At 53.1% G+C, this 20609-nt stretch carries 22 protein-coding genes and 9 pseudogenes; all 31 read left to right on the top strand.

Features of this window, described 5'->3' with window-relative positions; genetic code table 11:
• The first annotated feature begins 45 nt into the window (after positions 1-45).
• The 31 genes and pseudogenes from rpoC to rpsK all read left to right on the top strand — a co-directional run bounded on the left by rpoC (position 46) and on the right by rpsK (position 20591).
• Positions 46-4244 (top strand): annotated as a pseudogene (rpoC, locus tag GKE73_RS07425) (DNA-directed RNA polymerase subunit beta').
• 166 nt (positions 4245-4410) lie between these two features.
• Positions 4411-4782, top strand: a complete 372-nt coding sequence (gene rpsL / locus GKE73_RS07420; RefSeq protein ID WP_230369610.1) for a 30S ribosomal protein S12 — start codon at positions 4411-4413, stop codon at positions 4780-4782.
• A gap of 97 nt (positions 4783-4879) precedes the next feature.
• Positions 4880-5350 (top strand): 30S ribosomal protein S7, encoded by a 471-nt coding sequence (rpsG, locus tag GKE73_RS07415; protein WP_230369609.1) that lies wholly within the window; start codon positions 4880-4882, stop codon positions 5348-5350.
• Positions 5351-5377: 27 nt separating this feature from the next.
• Positions 5378-7477, top strand: a complete 2100-nt coding sequence (fusA, locus tag GKE73_RS07410; RefSeq protein WP_230369608.1) for an elongation factor G — start codon at positions 5378-5380, stop codon at positions 7475-7477.
• A 72-nt stretch (positions 7478-7549) separates the two neighbouring features.
• Positions 7550-8740 carry an elongation factor Tu gene (tuf, locus tag GKE73_RS07405; protein WP_230369607.1) on the top strand — a complete coding sequence of 397 codons (1191 nt, stop codon included), beginning with the start codon at positions 7550-7552 and terminating at the stop codon, positions 8738-8740.
• A 13-nt stretch (positions 8741-8753) separates the two neighbouring features.
• Positions 8754-9064 (top strand): annotated as a pseudogene (rpsJ, locus tag GKE73_RS07400) (30S ribosomal protein S10).
• A gap of 144 nt (positions 9065-9208) precedes the next feature.
• Positions 9209-9851: pseudogene (gene rplC, locus GKE73_RS07395) on the top strand (50S ribosomal protein L3).
• Positions 9851-10471: a 50S ribosomal protein L4 gene (rplD, locus tag GKE73_RS07390; RefSeq protein WP_230371427.1), complete on the top strand. Its 621-nt coding sequence runs from the start codon at positions 9851-9853 to the stop codon at positions 10469-10471. Before rplC ends, rplD begins: the two are co-directional and overlap by 1 nt.
• Positions 10468-10776, top strand: coding sequence for a 50S ribosomal protein L23 (gene rplW, locus GKE73_RS07385; protein WP_230369606.1), 309 nt, complete (start codon positions 10468-10470; stop codon positions 10774-10776). The genes rplD and rplW overlap by 4 nt, the downstream gene beginning before the upstream one ends.
• 11 nt (positions 10777-10787) lie before the next feature.
• Positions 10788-11621, top strand: coding sequence for a 50S ribosomal protein L2 (rplB, locus tag GKE73_RS07380; protein WP_230369605.1), 834 nt, complete (start codon positions 10788-10790; stop codon positions 11619-11621).
• A gap of 7 nt (positions 11622-11628) precedes the next feature.
• Positions 11629-11907, top strand: coding sequence for a 30S ribosomal protein S19 (gene rpsS / locus GKE73_RS07375; RefSeq protein ID WP_230369604.1), 279 nt, complete (start codon positions 11629-11631; stop codon positions 11905-11907).
• A 9-nt stretch (positions 11908-11916) separates the two neighbouring features.
• The gene (gene rplV, locus GKE73_RS07370) at positions 11917-12246 is read left to right on the top strand and encodes a 50S ribosomal protein L22 (RefSeq protein WP_230369603.1); all 330 of its coding nucleotides are present in this window, start codon (positions 11917-11919) and stop codon (positions 12244-12246) included.
• Between the two features lie 10 nt (positions 12247-12256).
• A complete protein-coding gene (gene rpsC, locus GKE73_RS07365; RefSeq protein WP_230369602.1) occupies positions 12257-12958 on the top strand; it encodes a 30S ribosomal protein S3 in 702 nt (233 codons plus the stop codon).
• Positions 12942-13358, top strand: a pseudogene (gene rplP, locus GKE73_RS07360) (50S ribosomal protein L16). The gene rpsC and the pseudogene rplP overlap by 17 nt, the downstream one beginning before the upstream one ends.
• Positions 13358-13546, top strand: a complete 189-nt coding sequence (gene rpmC / locus GKE73_RS07355) for a 50S ribosomal protein L29 (RefSeq protein ID WP_230369601.1) — start codon at positions 13358-13360, stop codon at positions 13544-13546. The pseudogene rplP and the gene rpmC overlap by 1 nt, the downstream one beginning before the upstream one ends.
• Before the next feature lies 1 nt (position 13547).
• Complete coding sequence (gene rpsQ / locus GKE73_RS07350) at positions 13548-13811, top strand: 30S ribosomal protein S17 (protein WP_045846872.1); 264 nt, start codon at positions 13548-13550, stop codon at positions 13809-13811.
• 195 nt (positions 13812-14006) lie between these two features.
• Positions 14007-14375 carry a 50S ribosomal protein L14 gene (rplN, locus tag GKE73_RS07345; RefSeq protein WP_230369600.1) on the top strand — a complete coding sequence of 123 codons (369 nt, stop codon included), beginning with the start codon at positions 14007-14009 and terminating at the stop codon, positions 14373-14375.
• 9 nt (positions 14376-14384) lie between these two features.
• Entirely contained in the window at positions 14385-14699 is a 315-nt protein-coding gene (gene rplX / locus GKE73_RS07340; RefSeq protein ID WP_230369599.1) for a 50S ribosomal protein L24, read from the top strand.
• A 9-nt stretch (positions 14700-14708) separates the two neighbouring features.
• Positions 14709-15249, top strand: a pseudogene (gene rplE, locus GKE73_RS07335) (50S ribosomal protein L5).
• Positions 15250-15253: 4 nt separating this feature from the next.
• Positions 15254-15559, top strand: a complete 306-nt coding sequence (gene rpsN / locus GKE73_RS07330) for a 30S ribosomal protein S14 (RefSeq protein WP_230369598.1) — start codon at positions 15254-15256, stop codon at positions 15557-15559.
• A gap of 13 nt (positions 15560-15572) precedes the next feature.
• Positions 15573-15967: pseudogene (gene rpsH, locus GKE73_RS07325) on the top strand (30S ribosomal protein S8).
• A 13-nt stretch (positions 15968-15980) separates the two neighbouring features.
• Positions 15981-16514: a 50S ribosomal protein L6 gene (gene rplF, locus GKE73_RS07320; protein ID WP_230369597.1), complete on the top strand. Its 534-nt coding sequence runs from the start codon at positions 15981-15983 to the stop codon at positions 16512-16514.
• Positions 16515-16527: 13 nt separating this feature from the next.
• Positions 16528-16881 (top strand): 50S ribosomal protein L18, encoded by a 354-nt coding sequence (gene rplR, locus GKE73_RS07315; RefSeq protein WP_230369596.1) that lies wholly within the window; start codon positions 16528-16530, stop codon positions 16879-16881.
• Positions 16882-16894: 13 nt separating this feature from the next.
• On the top strand, positions 16895-17413 hold the full coding sequence (gene rpsE / locus GKE73_RS07310) for a 30S ribosomal protein S5 (protein WP_230369595.1): 519 nt from the start codon (positions 16895-16897) through the stop codon (positions 17411-17413).
• Positions 17406-17591 carry a 50S ribosomal protein L30 gene (rpmD, locus tag GKE73_RS07305; RefSeq protein WP_230369594.1) on the top strand — a complete coding sequence of 62 codons (186 nt, stop codon included), beginning with the start codon at positions 17406-17408 and terminating at the stop codon, positions 17589-17591. Before rpsE ends, rpmD begins: the two co-directional genes overlap by 8 nt.
• 3 nt (positions 17592-17594) lie before the next feature.
• Positions 17595-18026: pseudogene (gene rplO / locus GKE73_RS07300) on the top strand (50S ribosomal protein L15).
• An 11-nt stretch (positions 18027-18037) separates the two neighbouring features.
• A pseudogene (gene secY / locus GKE73_RS07295) lies at positions 18038-19358 on the top strand (preprotein translocase subunit SecY).
• Positions 19359-19469: 111 nt separating this feature from the next.
• Positions 19470-19630, top strand: a pseudogene (locus GKE73_RS26925) (S1 domain-containing protein); the annotation flags it as partial.
• A gap of 1 nt (position 19631) precedes the next feature.
• The gene (gene rpmJ, locus GKE73_RS07290) at positions 19632-19745 is read left to right on the top strand and encodes a 50S ribosomal protein L36 (protein WP_011137711.1); all 114 of its coding nucleotides are present in this window, start codon (positions 19632-19634) and stop codon (positions 19743-19745) included.
• Positions 19746-19815: 70 nt separating this feature from the next.
• Positions 19816-20169, top strand: a complete 354-nt coding sequence (rpsM, locus tag GKE73_RS07285) for a 30S ribosomal protein S13 (protein ID WP_230369593.1) — start codon at positions 19816-19818, stop codon at positions 20167-20169.
• A 26-nt stretch (positions 20170-20195) separates the two neighbouring features.
• Positions 20196-20591 carry a 30S ribosomal protein S11 gene (gene rpsK / locus GKE73_RS07280; protein WP_230369592.1) on the top strand — a complete coding sequence of 132 codons (396 nt, stop codon included), beginning with the start codon at positions 20196-20198 and terminating at the stop codon, positions 20589-20591.
• Positions 20592-20609 lie beyond the last annotated feature (18 nt).

Here is a 20609-nt window from a genome sequence, read left to right as displayed (position 1 = left end):
TTCGGCCAACCTTGACCGAGAAGCGGTCTCCTGACTGGAGACGCAATGAAAGCTCTGCTCGACCTCTTTAAGCAAGTAACGCAAGAAGAAGAGTTTGATGCGATTAAGATCGGCATCGCTTCGCCCGACACGATCCGCTCCTCGGTCGTACGGTGAAGTCAAAAAACCGGAAACCATCAACTATCGTACTTTCAAACCGGAACGCGACGGCTTGTTCTGCGCCCGAATCTTCGGCCCGGTAAAAGATTACGAATGCCTGTGCGGCAAATACAAACGCCTCAAGCATCGCGGTGTGATCTGCGAGAAGTGCGGCGTGGAAGTGACGCTCAGCAAAGTGCGCCGTGAGCGCATGGGCCACATCGAACTGGCCAGCCCGACCGCACACATCTGGTTCCTGAAGAGCCTGCCATCCCGTTTGGGCATGGTGCTCGACATGACCCTGCGCGATATCGAACGCGTACTGTACTTTGAAGCGTATGTCGTGACCGATCCGGGCATGACCCCGCTGCAGTATCGTCAGATCCTGACCGAGGAAGACTTCCTCGACAAGGAAGACCAGTACGGCGAAGAGTTCGTTGCCATGATGGGGGCCGAAGCTGTGCGCGAACTGCTGCGCAAGCTGAACCTCGACACCGAAATCGAAACGCTGCGCCGCGAACTGGAAGCCACCAATTCCGACACCAAGATCAAGAAGATTGCCAAGCGCCTGAAAGTGCTGGAAGCCTTCCAACGCTCCGGCATGAAGCCGGAATGGATGATCCTGGAAGTGCTGCCGGTATTGCCGCCGGAACTGCGCCCGCTGGTACCGCTGGATGGTGGCCGTTTTGCCACTTCCGACCTGAACGATCTGTATCGCCGCGTCATCAACCGTAACAACCGTCTGAAGCGTCTGCTGGAGCTGCGCGCGCCGGACATCATCGTGCGCAATGAAAAGCGCATGTTGCAAGAATCGGTTGACTCGCTGCTGGACAACGGTCGTCGCGGCAAGGCCATGACGGGCGCCAACAAGCGTCCGCTGAAGTCGCTGGCCGACATGATCAAGGGTAAGGGCGGTCGCTTCCGTCAGAACTTGCTGGGTAAACGCGTCGACTACTCTGGTCGTTCCGTGATTACCGTAGGCCCGACCCTGCGCCTGCACCAGTGCGGTCTGCCGAAAAAGATGGCACTGGAACTGTTCAAACCGTTCATCTTCCACAAACTGGAAGTGATGGGCCGGCCTCCACCATCAAGGCGGCCAAGAAGCTGGTTGAACAGGAAGTGCCGGAAGTCTGGGATATCCCGGAAGACGTCATCCGCGAACATCCGGTCATGCTGAACCGTGCGCCGACGCTGCACCGTCTGGGTATCCAGGGCATTCGAGCCGGTTCTGATCGAAGGCAAGGCCATCCAGCTGCACCCGCTGGTTTGTACTGCCTTCAACGCCGACTTTGACGGTGACCAGATGGCTGTTCACGTGCCGCTGAGTCTGGAAGCACAAATGGAAGCCCGCACCCTGATGCTGGCTACCAACAACGTGCTGTCTCCAGCCAACGGCGACCCGATCATCGTACCGTCGCAGGATATCGTGTTGGGTCTGTATTACATGACCCGCGACAAGATCAACGGTACCGGTGAAGGCATGATGTTGGCCGACACCAAGGAAGTGCATCGCGCTTACGAAACCCGTCAGGTCGAGCTTGGCACCAAGATCACCGTGCGTTTGCGCGAGTGGGAAAAAGACGAGCAGGGCGAATTCCAGCCGGTATACAAGCGCTACAACACCACGGTGGGCCGTGCGCTGCTGTCCGACATCCTGCCGAAGGGCCTCAGCTTTGAGCACATCAACAAGGCGCTCAAGAAGAAAGAAATTTCCAAGCTGATCAACTCGTCGTTCCGCCTGTGCGGTATTCGCGATACCGTCATTTTCGCCGACCAGTTGATGTATACCGGTTATGCCTTCTCGACGCGTGGTGGTATTTCCATCTGCGTGGACGACATGCTGGTGCCGCGCAAGAAGCCGGAGCTGTTGGCCGAAGCCAACAAGGAAGTCAAGGAAATCGAGGAACAGTACCGTCAAGGTCTGGTGACCCAGGGCGAACGCTACAACAAGGTTGTGGATATCTGGGGCCGCACCGGCGACAAGATCGCCAAGGCCATGATGGACGAGCTGTCCAAGCAGAAGGTGCTGGACCGCGAAGGCAAGGAAGTCGATCAAGAGTCGTTCAACTCCATTTACATGATGGCCGACTCGGGCGCGCGGGGTTCTGCCGCCCAGATCAAGCAGCTGGCCGGTATGCGGGGTTTGATGGCCAAGCCGGATGGCTCGATTATCGAAACGCCGATTACCGCCAACTTCCGCGAAGGTCTGACGGTACTGCAGTACTTCATTTCGACTCACGGTGCTCGTAAGGGTCTGGCGGATACCGCCTTGAAGACGGCTAACTCCGGTTACCTGACCCGTCGTCTGGTGGATGTGACGCAGGATCTGGTGGTGATCGAAGACGATTGCGGTACCTCCAATGGCTTCGTAATGAAGGCCGTGCTGCAAGGTGGTGACGTAATCGAGGCCTTGCGTGATCGCATTCTCGGCCGTACCGCTGCCGTTGATATCATCGATCCGTCCAGCGGTGAAACCGTGATCGAAGCCGGTACCTTGCTGGATGAAAATCTGGTCGACAAGATCGATAGCACTGGGTATCGATGAAGTCAAGGTTCGTACGGCGATTACCTGCGATACGCGCTTCGGTCTGTGCGCCAAGTGCTATGGTCGCGATCTGGCGCGTGGTAAACGCGTCAACAGCTTCAGCGAAGCAGTGGGTGTGATTGCTGCTCAGTCGATTGGTGAACCGGGTACCCAGCTGACCATGCGTACCTTCCACATCGGTGGTGCCGCATCGCGAAATGCTGCTGCTAGCCAAGTGGAAGCCAAGTCCAACGGCACCGTACGTTTCTCCAGCCAGATGCGTTATGTTGCCAACACCAAGGGCGAGCTGATCGTGATCACGCGCTCTGGTGAAGTGGTGATCCATGACGACATGGGCCGTGAGCGCGAACGTCACAAAGTACCGTATGGCGCTACGCTGATGGTAACCGACGGTCTGCAGATCAAGGCGGGTACCGTACTGGCGACCTGGGATCCGCACACCCGTCCGATCATTACCGAATACGCTGGCCGCGTGAAGTTCGAGAACGTCGAAGAGGGTAATACCGTTGCCAAGCAGACCGATGAAGTAACGGGTCTGTCCACGCTGGTGGTGATTGATCCGAAACGTCGTGCCGGTTCGCAGTCGAAAATGCTGCGTCCGTTGGTGAAACTGCTGGATGACAACGGTAACGAAGTCAAACTGGCAGGTTCCGATGCTTCGGTATCCATTACCTTCCAGGTTGGCGCCATCATTACCGTGCGCGATGGTCAGGAAGTGGGCAAGGGTGAAGTATTGGCCCGTATCCCGCAAGAATCTTCCAAGACCCGCGATATTACCGGTGGTCTGCCGCGTGTGGCCGAGCTGTTCGAAGCCCGTTCGCCGAAAGATGCCGGTATGTTGGCCGAAGTGACCGGTACCGTATCGTTCGGTAAGGACACCAAGGGTAAACAGCGCCTGATCATTACTGATCTAGAAGGCAACGCCAACGAAAACCTGATTCCGAAGGACAAACACGTTCTGGTGCATGAAGGTCAGGTGGTGAACCGTGGTGAATCGATTGTCGACGGTCCGGTTGATCCGCACGATATTCTGCGTCTGCAGGGTATCGAAGCGCTGGCCCGTTACATCGTGCAGGAAGTTCAGGAAGTGTACCGACTGCAGGGTGTGAAGATTAACGACAAGCACATCGAAGTGATCATTCGCCAGATGCTGCGTCGCGTGATCATCTCCGATAGCGGTGATACCGACTTCATCCGGGGTGAACAGGTAGAACGTGCCGAGGTACTGGAAACCAACGACCGCATGTTGGCCGAAGGCAAGGAACCGGCGCAGTTCGACAATGTCTTGCTGGGTATTACCAAGGCATCGTTGTCGACCGACTCGTTCATCTCGGCAGCTTCCTTCCAGGAAACCACGCGTGTCCTGACCGAAGCGGCCATCATGGGCAAGAAGGATGATCTGCGTGGCTTGAAGGAAAACGTGATCGTTGGTCGTCTGATCCCGGCTGGTACCGGTCTGGCGTACCACCGCTCACGTCGTCGCCAGAACCTCGGTCTGGACGCTGCGGATTCGCAAATGCTGGAAAGCAGCCCCGCCGATGTTGCAGAAGGTCACGACTGAACACTGCCGCTGTAGGCTAAAGTGTTAAAAAAACGCCGCCCTTTCAACGGTTAACGTTGAGGGCGGCGTGCTTTTTATTGACGGTAACATGTTGACTAAAATATAATCCTCCGTCTTTCTGGCGGCATGTTGCCGCTGTTAGAGACTCAACTAGGAACTGATAGTAATGCCAACCATTAACCAACTCGTGCGCAAGGGCCGTACGGCTCTGACCGTGAAGAGCAAGGTGCCTGCGCTGGAAGCTTGCCCGCAGAAGCGTGGTGTGTGCACCCGTGTTTACACCACTACCCCGAAAAAGCCGAACTCCGCATTGCGTAAAGTGTGCAAGGTTCGTCTGACCAACGGTTTCGAAGTGATTTCCTACATCGGTGGTGAAGGCCACAACCTGCAGGAACACTCCGTAGTGCTGCTCCGTGGCGGTCGTGTAAAAGACTTGCCTGGTGTACGTTACCACACCGTTCGCGGCTCGCTGGATACCGCCGGTGTTAAAGACCGTAAGCAGTCTCGCTCCAAATACGGTGCTAAGCGTCCTAAGTAATTGGATGCCGCACGGCGATGTCATGTCGTCGAGTAAGTGGCCATTCCTGATGGGTGGTCTTGAGTGCAAACTCAACTGAATAGATTAAGGAATTACCATGCCAAGACGCAGAGAAGTCCCCAAGCGTGAAGTGCTGCCGGATCCGAAGTTCGGTAGCCAAGACCTGTCCAAGTTCATGAACGTAGTCATGATCGATGGCAAAAAATCCGTTGCAGAGCGCATCATTTACGGCGCGCTGGACCAAATTGAAAAGAAAACCGGCAAGAACGCACTGGAAGTGTTTACCACTGCCCTGTCGAATGCCAAGCCGGTTGTCGAAGTTAAGAGCCGCCGCGTAGGTGGTGCTAACTATCAGGTTCCAGTTGAGGTTCGTCCGGCCCGCCGTATGGCGCTCGCAATGCGCTGGTTGCGTGATGCTGCCCGTAAGCGTGGTGAGAAGTCCATGGACCTGCGCCTTGCTGGTGAATTGATCGACGCGGCCGAAGGTCGTGGCGGTGCCATGAAGAAACGTGATGAAGTGCATCGTATGGCTGAAGCCAACAAAGCCTTCTCGCACTTCCGTTTCTAAGCTAACTCACTCAGGAAGGTTTCGGCCGTGGCTAGGAAAACTCCTATCGAGCGCTACCGTAATATCGGTATCTCCGCTCACATTGACGCCGGTAAGACGACCACTACCGAGCGTATTCTGTTTTACACCGGCGTGAACCACAAAATTGGTGAAGTTCACGACGGCGCTGCCACCATGGACTGGATGGAACAAGAGCAGGAGCGTGGTATTACCATTACCTCCGCTGCGACCACCACGTTCTGGAAGGGTATGGCGTTGCAGTACCCGGAACACCGCTTCAACATCATTGATACCCCGGGACACGTGGACTTTACCATTGAGGTAGAGCGTTCCATGCGTGTGCTGGATGGCGCGGTGATGGTGTATTGCGCTGTGGGTGGTGTACAGCCTCAGTCTGAAACCGTATGGCGTCAGGCTAACAAGTACAAGGTTCCGCGTATCGCCTTCGTGAACAAGATGGACCGTCAAGGTGCCAACTTCTTCCGTGCGGTTGATCAGGTGAAAACCCGTCTGCGTGGTAACCCGGTACCTATCGTTGTGCCTATCGGTGCGGAAGACAACTTCACCGGTGTGGTTGATCTGCTGAAAATGAAAGCCATTATTTGGGATGAAGCTTCCCAAGGTATGACTTTCGAATACGGCGACATCCCTGCTGATCTGGTGTCCGTTGCCGAAGAATGGCGCGAAAAAATGGTTGAAGCGGCAGCGGAAGTTGACGAAGACACCATGAACAAATACCTCGAAGAAGGCGAATTGACCGAAGAGGAAATCGTTCATGGTCTGCGTCAGCGTACCCTGCGCTGCGAAATCCAGCCGATGCTGTGCGGTTCTGCGTTCAAGAACAAGGGCGTTCAGCGCATGCTGGATGCAGTCGTTGATCTGCTGCCTAGCCCGCTTGATGTTCCGCCGGTTGCCGGTGAAACGCTGGATGGCCAGCCGACCACGCGCGAAGCCTCCGACGATGCCAAATTCTCTGCTCTGGCATTCAAGCTGATGAACGACCCGTACGTCGGTCAGCTGACGTTCTTCCGTGTTTACTCTGGTGTGGTGAAATCCGGTGATACCGTATTGAACTCCATCAAGGGCAAGAAAGAACGTATCGGTCGTATCGTGCAAATGCATGCCAACGATCGTAAAGAGATCGAAGAAGTCCGCGCCGGTGACATCGCTGCTGGTATCGGCCTGAAAGACGTTACCACCGGTGAAACCCTGTGTGATGTTGACTCCCCGCTGATTCTGGAGCGCATGGAGTTCCCGGATCCGGTGATTCACGTTGCTGTTGAGCCGAAGACCAAGGCCGACCAAGAGAAGATGGGCGTAGCCCTGAACCGCTTGGCCAAGGAAGACCCGTCGTTCCGCGTGCGCACTGACGAAGAATCCGGCCAGACCATTATTTCCGGTATGGGTGAACTGCACTCGGAAATTCTGGTTGACCGCATGAAGCGTGAGTTCGGCGTGGAAGCCAACGTCGGTGCTCCGCAGGTTGCTTACCGCGAAACCATTACCAAGACTGTTACCGACGTGCAAGGTAAGCATGCCAAGCAGTCTGGTGGTAAGGGTCAGTACGGTGATTGTACGATCACGCTGGAGCCGTCTGGCGAAGGTCAGGGTTACAAGTTCATCGACGAGATCAAGGGTGGTGTGATTCCTCGCGAATTCATTCCTTCCGTTGACAAGGGTATCCGTAACTCGCTGAACAACGGTATCTTGGCAGGCTTCCCGGTGGTTGACGTGACTGTACGTCTGACCTTCGGTTCCTATCACGATGTCGACTCTTCGCAGATCGCCTTCGAATTGGTAAGCTCGCTGGCATTCAAGGAAGCCATGCGTCGTGCCGGTCCGTGCATCCTCGAGCCGATGATGGCCGTGGAAGTGGAAACTCCGGAAGAATACATGGGCGACGTGATGGGTGACTTGAACCGTCGTCGCGGTATCGTTCAGGGTATGGATGACGATGGTCTGGGTGGCAAGAAGATCAAGGCAGAGGTTCCTCTGGCTGAGATGTTCGGTTACTCCACCGACCTGCGTTCTGCCACACAGGGTCGTGCAACGTACTCCATGGAGTTCAAGCACTACTCCGAAGCGCCGAAGCATATTGCTGAAGCGGTAATGGCAGCCAAGAAGTAATGCGCGCTGAGGTTGGCCGAAACCTTTCGGCCAACCTAGTCTGATTGTTCTTTAATTAAGGATTTTTGCAAAATGGCAAAAGAAAAATTTGAGCGGACAAAACCGCACGTAAACGTCGGCACCATCGGTCACGTTGACCATGGTAAAACCACGCTGACCGCTGCAATCACCACCATTCTGTCGAAGAAATTCGGTGGCGAAGCCAAAGATTACTCCCAGATCGACAGCGCGCCGGAAGAAAAGGCTCGTGGTATTACCATTAATACCGCTCACGTAGAATACGAAACCGAAACCCGCCACTACGCTCACGTAGACTGCCCGGGTCACGCCGACTACGTTAAGAACATGATTACCGGTGCTGCCCAGATGGACGGCGCTATCTTGGTAGTGTCCGCTGCTGACGGCCCGATGCCGCAAACCCGCGAACACATCCTGCTGGCTCGCCAGGTTGGCGTACCGTACATCATCGTGTTCCTGAACAAGTGCGACATGGTTGATGACGAAGAGCTGCTGGAACTGGTGGAAATGGAAGTCCGCGATCTGTTGTCTTCCTACGACTTCCCGGGCGACGACCTGCCGCTGATCAAGGGTTCTGCCCTGAAAGCGCTGGAAGGCGACCAATCCGACATCGGCGAACCGGCCATCTTCCGTCTGGCTGATGCTCTGGATTCCTACATCCCGACCCCGGAACGTGCCATCGACAAGCCGTTCCTGCTGCCGATCGAAGACGTATTCTCCATCTCTGGTCGCGGTACCGTAGTGACCGGTCGTGTAGAACGCGGCGTAGTAAAAGTCGGTGAAGAAATCGAAATCGTTGGTATCAAGCCGACCAGCAAGACCACCTGCACGGGCGTGGAAATGTTCCGCAAACTGCTGGATCAAGGTCAAGCCGGTGACAACGTAGGCGTACTGCTGCGTGGTACCAAGCGTGAAGACGTAGAACGTGGTCAAGTACTGGCCAAGCCGGGTTCCATCACCCCGCACACCAAGTTCGGTGCCGAAGTTTACGTTCTGTCCAAAGATGAAGGCGGTCGTCACACCCCGTTCTTCGCCAACTACCGCCCGCAGTTCTACTTCCGTACCACGGACGTGACCGGTGCCGTATCGCTGGCCGAAGGCGTGGAAATGGTAATGCCGGGTGACAACGTAGCCATCACCGTAGAACTGATTGCCCCGATCGCCATGGAAGAAGGTCTGCGCTTCGCAATTCGCGAAGGTGGCCGTACCGTTGGTGCCGGTGTTGTTGCTAAGATCATCGAGTAATTAGGACGCTATCATGTCGAGCCAAAAAATTCGCATTCGCCTGAAAGCATTCGATTACAACCTGATCGACCGTTCTGCCCGGAAATCGTTGAAACCGCTAAGCGCACTGGTGCCGTAGTTAAAGGCCCGGTTCCGCTGCCGACCAAAATCGAGCGTTTCGACGTTCTGCGTTCCCCGCACGTCAACAAGTCGTCGCGTGATCAGCTGGAAATTCGTACCCATCTGCGTCTGATGGATATCGTTGATCCGACCGACAAGACCGTTGATGCATTGATGAAACTCGACTTGCCTGCTGGCGTCGATGTGGAAATCAAGCTGCAATAAGCACAAGGTTCTGCCTGCAAGTACGTAAGTGCTTGCGGCGCTTAAATTTTTTGTGCTACATTAGCGGACTCGCCATTTTGGTGAGTCCGCTTTTGTTTTTGATTGCCGGTCAATCGTAATCGGCTCCTGCAAAAGGAAATAAACATGAGTTTAGGTCTTGTCGGTCGCAAAGTCGGCATGACCCGCATTTTTGCTGAAGATGGCGCTGCCGTCCCGGTAACTGTGCTGGACATGTCTGCTAATCGCGTCACGCAAATCAAAACTGCTGAAGTTGATGGCTATTCTGCTCTTCAAGTAACCTTCGGCGCCCGCAAGGCTAACCGCGTCACCAAGGCAGCGGCTGGTCATTTTGCCAAGGCAGGTGTTGAGGCAGGTCGTGGTCTGAACGAATTCGTTCTGTCTGCTGAAGATCTGTCCAACTACAAAGCTGGTGATTCCATTTCCGTTGAAGTGTTCCGGTGGGTCAGTTGGTTGACATTACCGGTACCTCCAAGGGTAAGGGTTTCTCTGGCGTGATCAAGCGTCACAACTTCTCCTCCAACCGTGCTTCCCATGGTAACTCGCTGTCGCATAATTCGCCGGGTTCCATCGGTCAGGCGCAAGATCCGGGTCGTGTACTGCCGGGTAAGCGCATGGCTGGTCAGTACGGTAACGTCAAGAGCACCATTCAGTGCCTCGAGATTGTTCGTATCGACGCAGAACGTCAATTGATCCTGGTTAAGGGTGCTGTACCGGCGCCAAGAACGGTGATGTTGTCGTGCGTCCTAGCGTGAAGGCGGGTGCGTGATGGAATTGAAAGTAATCAATACCCAAGGTCAGGCTGTTGAAAGCCTGCAGGCCTCCGAAGTTCTGTTCGGTCGTGAATATAACGAAGCTCTGGTGCATCAAGTAGTTACTGCATTCTCGGCGAATGCTCGTAGCGCAAATCGTGCCCAGAAGACTCGTGCTGAAGTTAATCACTCCACCAAAAAACCGTGGCGTCAAAAAGGTACGGGCCGTGCTCGTTCCGGTATGACTGCATCTCCGGTTTGGCGTGGTGGTGGCCGTGCTTTCCCGAACAGCCCGGACGAAAACTACACTCAAAAAGTGAACCGTAAGGCATTCCGTGCTGGTATGGCAGCTATTCTGTCACAGCTGGTGCGTGATGAACGCCTGATCGTTGTTGATTCCCTGTCTGTGGAAACGCCTAAGACCAAAGAATTTGTTGGCAAGGTAAAATCCATGGGCTTGGATCAGGCTTTGTTCATTACCGGTGAACTGGATGAGAATCTCTATCTTTCTTCCCGTAACCTGCCGAACGTTCTGGTGATTGAAGCTCAGCAAGCTGACCCGTACAGCCTGCTTCGTTTCAAGAAAATCGTGATCACTCGTGATGCAGTGAAACAACTGGAGGAGCAGTGGGCATGAACCAAGAACGTCTGTTGCAAGTAATTCTTGCTCCGGTTGTTTCCGAAAAGAGCACGATGGTCGCCGAAAAGGCTGAACAAGTCGTGTTCCGTGTTGCTGGTGATGCCACCAAGCCGGAAATCAAGGCCGCTGTGGAACTGCTGTTCAACGTTAAGGTTGAAGGTGTGTCCACTGTTAATGTCAAAGGTAAGGTCAAGCGTTTTGGCCGTTCGTTTGGCCGTCGTAAAGACTGGAAAAAGGCTTATGTGAGCCTGGTTAAAGGTCAGGAAATTGATCTGACTTCCACCCCGGTTGCTGCGGAGTAAGGAGATAGAGCATGCCTATCGTTAAAGTAAAACCGACTTCCGCGGGTCGCCGTGCAGTAGTCAAGGTGGTTCATCCTGACTTGCATAAAGGTGCACCGCATGCGGCCTTGCTGGAGAAGAAGTCTTCTACCGGCGGTCGTAACAACAATGGTCATATCACTACCCGTCATATGGGTGGTGGTCATAAGAAGCACTATCGTATTGTTGACTTCCGTCGCAATAAAGATGGTATTCCGGCCAAAGTTGAACGTGTTGAATACGATCCGAACCGTACCGCCCACATTGCACTGCTGTGCTATGCCGATGGCGAACGCCGTTACATCATCGCTCCGCGCGGTGTGAAACCGGGTGCCGTTCTGCTGTCTGGTGCGGAAGCGCCGATCAAGGCTGGTAACACCCTGCCGATCCGTAATATTCCGGTTGGTACCACCATCCACTGCATCGAGTTGCAACCTGGCAAGGGCGCGCAAATGGTTCGCTCTGCAGGCGCCTCCGCTATGTTGCTGGCTCGTGAAGGCGTGTACGCTCAATTGCGTTTGCGTTCTGGCGAAATTCGCAAAGTGCATGTTGATTGCCGTGCGACGGTTGGCGAAGTGGGTAACGAAGAGCATAGCCTGCGCAAGCTGGGTAAGGCTGGTGCTACTCGCTGGCGCGGTATCCGTCCGACCGTTCGTGGTGTTGCCATGAACCCGGTTGATCACCCGCATGGTGGTGGTGAAGGCCGTACTGGTGAAGGTCGTGTTCCGGTTAGTCCGTGGGGTACTCCTACGAAGGGCTTCCGTACCCGCCGCAACAAGCGTACCGACAATATGATCGTACGCCGTCGCAATTCCACTAAAGGGTAATTGACATATGGCACGTTCGCAGAAAAAAGGCCCGTTTGTCGATCTGCACCTTCTGAAGAAGGTCGACGCGGTGCGTGCAACCGGAGATAAGCGTCCGATCAAGACTTGGTCACGTCGTTCGACCGTCCTGCCGGACTTTATTGGTATGACCATCGCTGTTCACAACGGTCGCACCCATGTGCCTGTTTATGTTTCCGAAAATATGGTCGGCCATAAGCTGGGCGAATTCTCGCTGACTCGTACCTTCAAAGGCCATGCTGCCGATAAGAAGGCGAAGAAGAAGTAAGGTGAAGCGATGAGAGTATCTGCAAATCTGAAAAGTGTTCGCCTGTCGGCACAAAAGTGTCGTTTGGTGGCTGACTTGGTACGCGGCAAGCCCGTCGACCAAGCTCTGAATATTCTGGCCTTTTCCCCCAAGAAAGGTGCTGCCATTGTCAAGAAAGTGCTCGAGTCTGCTATTGCAAACGCTGAGCATAACGAGGGCGCTGATATCGATACCTTGACGGTAACGAGCATCTTCGTGGACAAGGGCGCTAGTCTGAAGCGTTTCACGGCTCGTGCAAAAGGCCGTGGCAACCGCATTGAAAAGCAGACTTGCCACATTTCGTTGACCGTTGGCAATTAAGGGGTAAGAAATGGGTCAGAAGATTCATCCGACGGGATTCCGTCTTGCCGTTAACAAAAACTGGTCTTCCAAGTGGTTTGCCAATTCGCAGAGCTTCCCTGAGATGCTCAAGCAGGATATCGAAGTTCGTGATTTCCTGAAAAAGCGTCTGGGTCATGCTTCGGTTGGCCGCGTTATTATCGAACGCCCGGCTAAGTCCGCTCGTATTACCATCCACAGTGCCCGTCCGGGTGTTGTAATCGGTAAAAAAGGCGAAGACATCGAATTGCTGAAGCAAGAATTGCAAAAGCGTCTTGGTGTGCCGGTGCATGTGAATATTGAAGAAGTTCGCAAGCCTGAGCTGGATGCGCAGATCATTGCTGATAGCATTGCCTCTCAGCTGGAAAAGCGCGTGATGTTCCGCCGTGCCATGAAGCGTGCCATGCAAAATGCAATGCGTATGGGTGCTCAGGGTATCAAGATCATGAGCTCTGGTCGTCTGAACGGTATCGATATCGCTCGTAGTGAATGGTATCGCGAAGGCCGCGTACCGCTGCACACTTTGCGTGCAGATGTTGACTATGCTACTTCCGAAGCCAAAACGACCTACGGGATCATTGGTATCAAAGTATGGGTCTACAAGGGTGAGTTGAAACCTGGTCAGGTTCAAGTTACCCCGGTCGCGACCGAGAAGAAATCGAGAAAGGGTGCTCGAAATGCTGCAGCCAACTAGACTCAAGTACCGTAAACAGCATAAAGGCCGCAACACGGGTATTGCTACTCGTGGCAACAAAGTGAGCTTTGGTGATTTTGGTCTTAAGGCTATTGGTCGTGGCCGTCTGACTGCCCGTCAGATCGAAGCTGCTCGTCGTGCCATGACTCGTCACATCAAGCGTGGTGGTCGTATCTGGATTCGTATTTTCCCGGATAAGCCGATCACTACCAAGTAAGCAGAAGTGCGTATGGGTAATGGTAAAGGTAGTCCTGAGTACTACGTTGCCGAAATCCAGCCAGGCAAGATGCTGTATGAAATGGATGGTGTTTCTGAAGAGCTCGCTCGTGAAGCATTCCGTTTGGCCGCAGCCAAATTGCCGATCGCCACTGTGTTTGTAACTAGACAGGTAGGTCAGTAATGAAAGCGTCCGAACTGAAAGCCAAAAATGTAGACGAGCTGAAGGCCGAACTGCTTAGCCTCCTGAAGGCACAGTTTGCCCTGCGTATGCAGCACGCCACCCAGCAGCTCGCTAAGACTTCTGAACTGAAGAAAGTACGTCGCGATATCGCTCGTGTACGTACCGTTCTGAAAGAAAAGGTAGCTTAAGATGAGCGAAACCAAAGTGGTCCGCACACTGACCGGTACTGTTGTCAGTGACAAGATGGATAAGACTGTTACCGTCCTGGTTGAGCGCAAAGTAAAGCACCCGATCTACGGTAAAATTATCCGTCGTTCTAAGAAGTTCCACGCACATGACGAGAACAACGAGTTCAAGGCTGGCGATATCGTGGTTATCAGCGAATCCCGCCCTCTCTCGAAGACCAAGTCGTGGGTCGTGACTGCACTGGTTGAGAAATCACGCCAAGTGTAAAAACTTGCAGAGGGTGTAAGCCCTCTGTATAATGGCCATTTTCCTGCCTCGGTTGGGTAGGAATTCTGCCCTTACGGGGTCCAAAACTGGCCGTTGGATACGCCGCGGATTACTGCGGCGTTTCGTTTGCTGAAGGTGTATCTCTGCCGGAATCAAGCGAAAGTGACGGGTTAAGTTGGATAGAAAGGTAATCAAATGATCCAAATGCAGACCTTGCTTGAGGTCGCTGACAACACTGGTGCGCGTCATGTTATGTGCATTAAAGTGCTGGGCGGTTCCAAGCGTCGCTATGCAAGCGTTGGCGACATTATCAAGGTGAGCATCAAAGATGCTGCGCCGCGTGGTCGCGTCAAAAAAGGTGACGTGTTTAATGCCGTTGTGGTTCGCACCGCCAAAGGTGTGCGCCGTCCGGATGGCTCGTTGATCAAATTTGACAGCAATGCTGCTGTTTTGCTGAACACCAAGCTTGAGCCGATCGGCACTCGTATCTTCGGGCCTGTTACGCGTGAACTGCGTACCGAGCGCTTCATGAAGATCGTTTCGCTGGCTCCGGAAGTGCTGTAAGGAGGCCGCATGCGCAAAATTCGCAAGGGTGATGAAGTAGTAGTAATCACCGGCAAAGACAAAGGTAAGCGCGGCACCGTACTGCGTGTTCTGGATGACAAGCTGGTTGTGGAAGGCGTGAATGTTGCCAAGAAGCACCAAAAGCCGAATCCGGTCCGTGGTGTTGCGGGTGGCATCGTTGAAAAGACCATGCCTGTTGACGCATCGAACGTCGCGATTTTCAATCCGGCAAGCCAAAAGGCTGACCGCGTGGGCTTCAAGGTTCTTGAAGACGGCCGTAAGGTGCGCGTGTTCAAGTCCAATGGCGAAGTTATCGGGGCGTAAGGAGATAACATGGCACGTCTTTACGATTTCTACAAAGACAGCGTAGTTCCTGAACTGGTAAAACAGTTTGGCTACAAGTCGATTATGGAAGTCCCACGTATTGAGAAAATCACTGTCAATATGGGTGTTGGCGAAGCTGTAGCCGATAAAAAGGTTATGGAATTTGCTGTTGGCGATCTGGAGAAGATTGCTGGCCAAAAGCCCGTTGTGACAACCGCACGCAAGTCCATTGCTGGTTTTAAGATCCGTGATGATTATCCGGTCGGCTGCAAGGTGACTTTGCGTCGTGAACGTATGTACGAGTTCCTCGGATCGTCTGGTAACCATCGCGCTGCCGCGCGTGCGTGACTTCCGTGGTGTATCTGCCAAGTCTTTTGACGGACGTGGTAACTACAACATGGGTGTACGTGAACAGATCATTTTCCCGGAAATCGAGTACGACAAGATCGATGCTCTGCGCGGGATGAACATTACCATTACCACTACGGCTAAAACTGACGAAGAAGCCCGCGCTTTGCTGGCTGCTTTCAAGTTCCCGTTCAAAGGTTAAGCACATGGCAACACTTGCACTGATTAACCGTGAAGAGAAGCGTGAAAAGCTGGCCAAGAAATATGCTGGCAAACGCGAAGAGCTTCTCGCCATCATCAACAATCAGAATCTGTCTGAAGATGAGCGTTTTGCTGCTCGTCTGAAGCTGCAACAACTGCCGCGTAACGCTAGCCCGGTTCGCCAACGTCGTCGTTGTGCTGTTACTGGTCGTCCGCGTGGCGTTTTCCGTAAATTCGGTCTGGGTCGTAACAAGCTTCGTGAAATCGCCATGAAAGGCGAGATCCCGGGTGTTGTGAAGGCCAGCTGGTAATAGGAGACACAGAATGAGCATGCATGATCCTATTTCCGATATGTTGACCCGCATCCGCAACGGCCAGCACGCTTCTAAAGTGGCTGTTGCTATGCCGTCTTCGAAACTTAAAGTTGCGCTTGCGCAGGTTTTGAAAGACGAAGGCTATATCGAAGACTTCGCTGTTGCTGGCGAAGAAAAGAAGCCTGTTCTTGATATTCAACTCAAGTACTATGCTGGCCGTCCGGTGATTGAACGCATCGAACGTGTTTCCCGCCCGGCTTGCGTGTATACAAGGGTTCGACTGAAATCCCGAAAGTTATGAACGGCTTGGGCGTGGCTATCTTGTCCACATCCAAAGGTGTCATGACTGATCGCAAGGCACGTGCCGCCGGTATCGGTGGTGAACTGCTCTGCGTAGTAGCTTAAGGGGGTTGGTTAAATGTCTCGCGTAGCTAAGAATCCTGTAGCGATCCCCAAGGCCGTTGAAGTTAAGTTTGGCGCAGCGGAAGTTAGCGTCAAGGGCGCCTTGGGCACCTTGAGCACTCCGTTGTGTGAAGAGGTTGACGTTAAGCTGGATAACAACCAGCTGACCTTCGCTGCCAAAAACGATAGCAAGTTTGCTCGTGCCATGTCTGGCACTCTGCGTGCCTTGCTGAATAACATGGTAACTGGTGTTTCCAAAGGCTTTGAGAAAAAGCTGCAGCTGGTCGGCGTGGGTTATCGCGCCCAAGCTCAAGGTGACACCCTGAACCTGTCTTTGGGTTTCTCTCATCCTGTTGCCCACAAAATGCCGGAAGGCGTGAAAGTGGAAACCCCGACTCAGACTGAAGTTCTGATCAAGGGTGCTAACAAGCAACTCGTGGGTCAGGTCGCCGCTGAAATCCGCGCTTATCGTGCTCCGGAACCTTATAAAGGTAAGGGCGTTCGCTATGCGGATGAAGTCGTGGTTCTGAAAGAAACCAAGAAGAAGTAATTGAGGCTCTGACATGGACAAAAAACAAGCTCGACTCCGCCGTGCACGCAAAACCCGTGCTCGGATTGCGGAGCTCAAGATGGTGCGCCTCGCCGTGTATCGCACCAATAGCCACATTTATGCTCAGATCATTGATGAGACTGGCAGCAAGGTACTGGCTAGCGCTTCTTCGCTGGAAGCCGAAGTACGTGCTGAACTCTCTAATGGCGGTAATGTGGCTGCTGCGGTTGTGGTTGGCAAGCGTATTGCAGAAAAAGCCAAAGCAGCTGGTATCGAGAAGGTGTCTTTCGACCGTTCTGGTTTCAAATACCATGGTCGTATGAAAGCCCTAGCTGACGCAGCCCGCGAACACGGTCTCGTATTCTAATTCGGAGTGAAGAATGGCTAAACACGAAATGGAAGATCGTGGCGACGGTTTGATCGAAAAAATGATCAGCGTCAACCGCGTCACCAAGGTAGTCAAGGGTGGCCGTATCATGGCTTTCTCCGCCCTGACCGTGGTGGGTGATGGCGATGGCGGTATTGGCATGGGCAAGGGACGTTCCAAGGAAGTTCCGGTTGCCGTGCAAAAGGCAATGGAACAGGCTCGTCGCACCCTGGTCAAGGTTCCGCTTAAAAACGGTACCCTGTTGCACAATGTCATTGGCAAACATGGTGCTACCACTGTTTTCATGCAGCCCGCTAAAGATGGCGCCGGTGTGAAAGCTGGTGGTCCGATGCGCGCAATCTTTGATGCACTGGGTGTTCACAATGTTTCGGCTAAGATCCATGGTTCCACCAACCCGTACAACGTGGTTCGTGCAACTCTGGACGGTCTGAGCAAAATGTGTACTCCTGCCCAAATCGCTGCGAAGCGTGGTTTGAGTGTCGAGGAAATCCCCGGGGTGGAGCATGAGTAACGCCAAGACTGTAAAGGTGACTCTGGTCAAAAGCCTTATCGGTCGTCTGGAGTCTCACAAGGCTTGCGCCCGTGGTCTCGGTCTGAAGAAAATCAACCAGACCGTTGAAGTGATCGATACTCCTGAGAACCGCGGCATGATCAACAAGATCAGCTATCTGCTGAAATTCGAGGGCTAACAAATGCTGCTGAACACCATTCAACCGGGTGCTTACCCAAGCATGCCAAGCGCCGTGTAGGTCGTGGCATTGGCAGTGGCTCTGGGTAAAACTTCTGGCCGTGGTCACAAAGGTCAGAAGAGCCGCGCTGGTGGTTTCCATAAAGTAGGCTTTGAAGGCGGTCAAATGCCGCTGCAACGTCGCCTGCCGAAGCGTGGTTTCAAATCGCTGACTGCTGGCAAAGTTGCTGAAGTTCGCTTGTCTGAACTGAATCTGCTGCCGGTCGAGGAAATTGATCTCCTCGCCCTGAAACAGGCTGGTTTGGTTGCTACTCAGACTTTGGTTGCCAAGGTAGTGCTTTCCGGCAAGATTGAACGTGCCGTTAAGCTGCGTGGTATTGGCGCTACAGCCGGTGCTCGCGCTGCTATCGAAGCTGCCGGTGGCAGCATTGAATAAGGCATACACACGTGGCGAATACTTCTCTAGTGGCAAATGCCAGTAAGTTTGGTGATCTTAAACAACGCATCTGGTTTTTGATTGGCGCACTTATCGTATATCGCATTGGTGCCCACATCCCGGTGCCTCGGGATTAATCCTGCCGAACTAGCGAAGTTGTTCCACACATCACAGACAGGCCTGCTCGACATGTTCAACATGTTCTCGGGCGGTGCCTTGTCTCGGTTTACGGTTTTTGCCTTGGGCATCATGCCGTATATTTCCGCTTCCATTATTCTTCAACTGGCTTCAGAAGTTTTGCCAAGTTTGAAGCAGTTGAAGAAGGAAGGTGATGCGGGACGTCGTAAAGTTACCCAATACACTCGATATGCCACCGTTTTGTTGGCGACATTCCAGAGCTTTGGTATTGCGGTGATGCTTTACAAGCAGCCTAACTTGGTAGTGACTGCCCAGTGGGAGTTTTATCTCACCACGGTAGTGACTCTCGTAACCGGAACCATGTTCTTGATGTGGTTGGGTGAGCAGATTACTGAGCGGGGTATCGGAAACGGTATATCGCTGATTATCTGTGCGGGTATTGCTGCCGGTGTTCCTGCTGCGATTGGCAAAACTCTGACTCTAACCAGTCAGGGATCGTTGCCTATCCTGTTTGCCATTCTGCTGTTTGTGGCGGTGATACTGATCACGTATCTGGTCGTTTTCGCTGAACGTGGTCAGCGTAAGGTGTTGGTGAACTATGCCAAGCGTCAAGTCGGTAACCGAGTGATGCAGGGTCAAAGTACACACATGCCGCTAAAGTTGAATATGGCTGGGGTTATCCCTCCAATTTTTGCTTCCAGTATTATCCTGTTCCCAGCTACTGTGCTGGGTTGGTTTGGCAATACTGAAGGCATGGGTTGGTTGAAGGGGGTTTCTGACAAGTTGCATCCTGGGCAGCCTATTTATGTACTGCTCTATGCTACGGCTATTATCTTCTTCTGTTATTTCTATACCGCCTTGGTATTTAACCCCAAGGAAACGGCAGATAACCTGAAGAAGAGTGGTGCATTTATCCCGGGTATTCGTCCAGGTGAACAGACTTCTCGCTATATTGAGAAGATTATTCTTCGCCTGACGTTAGTTGGTGCTCTTTACATCACTCTGGTTTGTCTGTTGCCTGAGTTCCTGATTCTGAAGTGGAATGTTCCATTCTATTTCGGTGGTACTTCACTGCTCATTATTGTTGTGGTGACAATGGATTTCATGGCTCAGATTCAATCTTATGTACTGTCGCACCAGTACGAAAGTTTGCTGAAGAAGGCTAACTTCAAAGGCAATAATCAGCCCCGCTGATACACGTATTCACACTGGGTTTATGGCCAAGAAATACCCACCCAAGTACAGAATATGATTGGTAAAACAGCTGCTTAGCTGTTTTTGCTAAACGGTACTGAACATTGATGTGTGGTATTACGACATGTCTCTGGAGAAATGCAGGCGAGGTTTGTCTGCATTTCGCTGGTGATGAGGTTACGGTGGCGTTGACTCCGTACGGTTTAACCCGTGCCCGAATCGTGTTCCGTGCTTATGTAAGCACTCGCTCTTTGAGTATTGAAAGGAACTGATATGCGAGTACAGCCCTCGGTAAAGAAAATTTGCCGTAATTGCAAAATTATCCGCCGCAATCGCGTTGTACGCGTGATCTGCACGGACCCTCGTCACAAGCAAAAGCAAGGCTAACATTTGTTAGCCCTGTCTTTGCGTGTTACAATCGCAAACTTTTCAAGGTCTTAAGGCTTAAGGGAAGACTATGGCCCGTATTGCAGGGGTAAATATCCCCAATCATGCGCATGCCGTCATTGGCCTGCAGGCAATTTACGGTATCGGTCAGACTCGTGCGCAGCAGATTTGTGCTGCAGCGAATGTAAATCCTTCTACCAAGGTAAAGGATCTGACTGACGCCGAGATGGAAACTCTGCGTGAAGAAGTGGCTAAGTTCACTGTTGAAGGTGATCTGCGCCGTGAAATCACTATGAGCATCAAACGTCTGATGGATATGGGTTGCTATCGCGGCCTGCGCCATCGTCGTGGCTTGCCGTGCCGCGGTCAACGCACTCGCACCAATGCTCGTACTCGCAAGGGTCCGCGCAAGGCGATTGCTTAAAGAAGTAAATTTAAGGAACACAGATAATGGCTAAAGCAAACACAGCTGCCCGTGTACGTAAGAAAGTGCGCAAGAGTGTTAGCGAAGGCATCGTGCATGTGCACGCTTCGTTCAACAACACCATCATCACGATCACCGACCGTCAAGGCAATGCTTTGTCTTGGGCTACCTCTGGCGGCGCTGGTTTCAAGGGCTCGCGCAAGAGTACACCCTTTGCTGCTCAGGTAGCAGCAGAGCACGCTGGTAAAGTTGCCCAAGAATACGGTGTGAAGAACCTCGAAGTTCGTATCAAGGGCCCGGGCCCTGGTCGTGAATCCGCTGTTCGCGCACTCAACGCGCTGGGTTTCAAGATTACCAGCATCTCCGACGTGACGCCGGTACCGCACAACGGTTGCCGTCCGCCCAAAAAACGTCGTATCTAATTCGGAGAGTGTGAGAAC

Source organism: Paludibacterium denitrificans, assembly GCF_009707705.1.
Lineage (GTDB): Bacteria > Pseudomonadota > Gammaproteobacteria > Burkholderiales > Chromobacteriaceae > Paludibacterium_A > Paludibacterium_A denitrificans.
This window is presented reverse-complemented; position numbering and strand designations above follow the sequence as displayed.

Excerpts from the sequence above, each read along its gene's own strand:
- rpsL (WP_230369610.1), top strand. The coding sequence starts at position 4,411 with ATGCCAACCATTAACCAACTCGTGCGCAAGGGCCGTACGGCTCTGACC.
- rpsG (WP_230369609.1), top strand. The coding sequence starts at position 4,880 with ATGCCAAGACGCAGAGAAGTCCCCAAGCGTGAAGTGCTGCCGGATCCG.
- tuf (WP_230369607.1), top strand. The coding sequence starts at position 7,550 with ATGGCAAAAGAAAAATTTGAGCGGACAAAACCGCACGTAAACGTCGGC.
- rplD (WP_230371427.1), top strand. The coding sequence starts at position 9,851 with ATGGAATTGAAAGTAATCAATACCCAAGGTCAGGCTGTTGAAAGCCTG.
- rplW (WP_230369606.1), top strand. The coding sequence starts at position 10,468 with ATGAACCAAGAACGTCTGTTGCAAGTAATTCTTGCTCCGGTTGTTTCC.
- rplB (WP_230369605.1), top strand. The coding sequence starts at position 10,788 with ATGCCTATCGTTAAAGTAAAACCGACTTCCGCGGGTCGCCGTGCAGTA.
- rpsS (WP_230369604.1), top strand. The coding sequence starts at position 11,629 with ATGGCACGTTCGCAGAAAAAAGGCCCGTTTGTCGATCTGCACCTTCTG.
- rplV (WP_230369603.1), top strand. The coding sequence starts at position 11,917 with ATGAGAGTATCTGCAAATCTGAAAAGTGTTCGCCTGTCGGCACAAAAG.
- rpsC (WP_230369602.1), top strand. The coding sequence starts at position 12,257 with ATGGGTCAGAAGATTCATCCGACGGGATTCCGTCTTGCCGTTAACAAA.
- rpmC (WP_230369601.1), top strand. The coding sequence starts at position 13,358 with ATGAAAGCGTCCGAACTGAAAGCCAAAAATGTAGACGAGCTGAAGGCC.
- rpsQ (WP_045846872.1), top strand. The coding sequence starts at position 13,548 with ATGAGCGAAACCAAAGTGGTCCGCACACTGACCGGTACTGTTGTCAGT.
- rplN (WP_230369600.1), top strand. The coding sequence starts at position 14,007 with ATGATCCAAATGCAGACCTTGCTTGAGGTCGCTGACAACACTGGTGCG.
- rplX (WP_230369599.1), top strand. The coding sequence starts at position 14,385 with ATGCGCAAAATTCGCAAGGGTGATGAAGTAGTAGTAATCACCGGCAAA.
- rpsN (WP_230369598.1), top strand. The coding sequence starts at position 15,254 with ATGGCAACACTTGCACTGATTAACCGTGAAGAGAAGCGTGAAAAGCTG.
- rplF (WP_230369597.1), top strand. The coding sequence starts at position 15,981 with ATGTCTCGCGTAGCTAAGAATCCTGTAGCGATCCCCAAGGCCGTTGAA.
- rplR (WP_230369596.1), top strand. The coding sequence starts at position 16,528 with ATGGACAAAAAACAAGCTCGACTCCGCCGTGCACGCAAAACCCGTGCT.
- rpsE (WP_230369595.1), top strand. The coding sequence starts at position 16,895 with ATGGCTAAACACGAAATGGAAGATCGTGGCGACGGTTTGATCGAAAAA.
- rpmD (WP_230369594.1), top strand. The coding sequence starts at position 17,406 with ATGAGTAACGCCAAGACTGTAAAGGTGACTCTGGTCAAAAGCCTTATC.
- rpmJ (WP_011137711.1), top strand. The coding sequence starts at position 19,632 with ATGCGAGTACAGCCCTCGGTAAAGAAAATTTGCCGTAATTGCAAAATT.
- rpsM (WP_230369593.1), top strand. The coding sequence starts at position 19,816 with ATGGCCCGTATTGCAGGGGTAAATATCCCCAATCATGCGCATGCCGTC.
- rpsK (WP_230369592.1), top strand. The coding sequence starts at position 20,196 with ATGGCTAAAGCAAACACAGCTGCCCGTGTACGTAAGAAAGTGCGCAAG.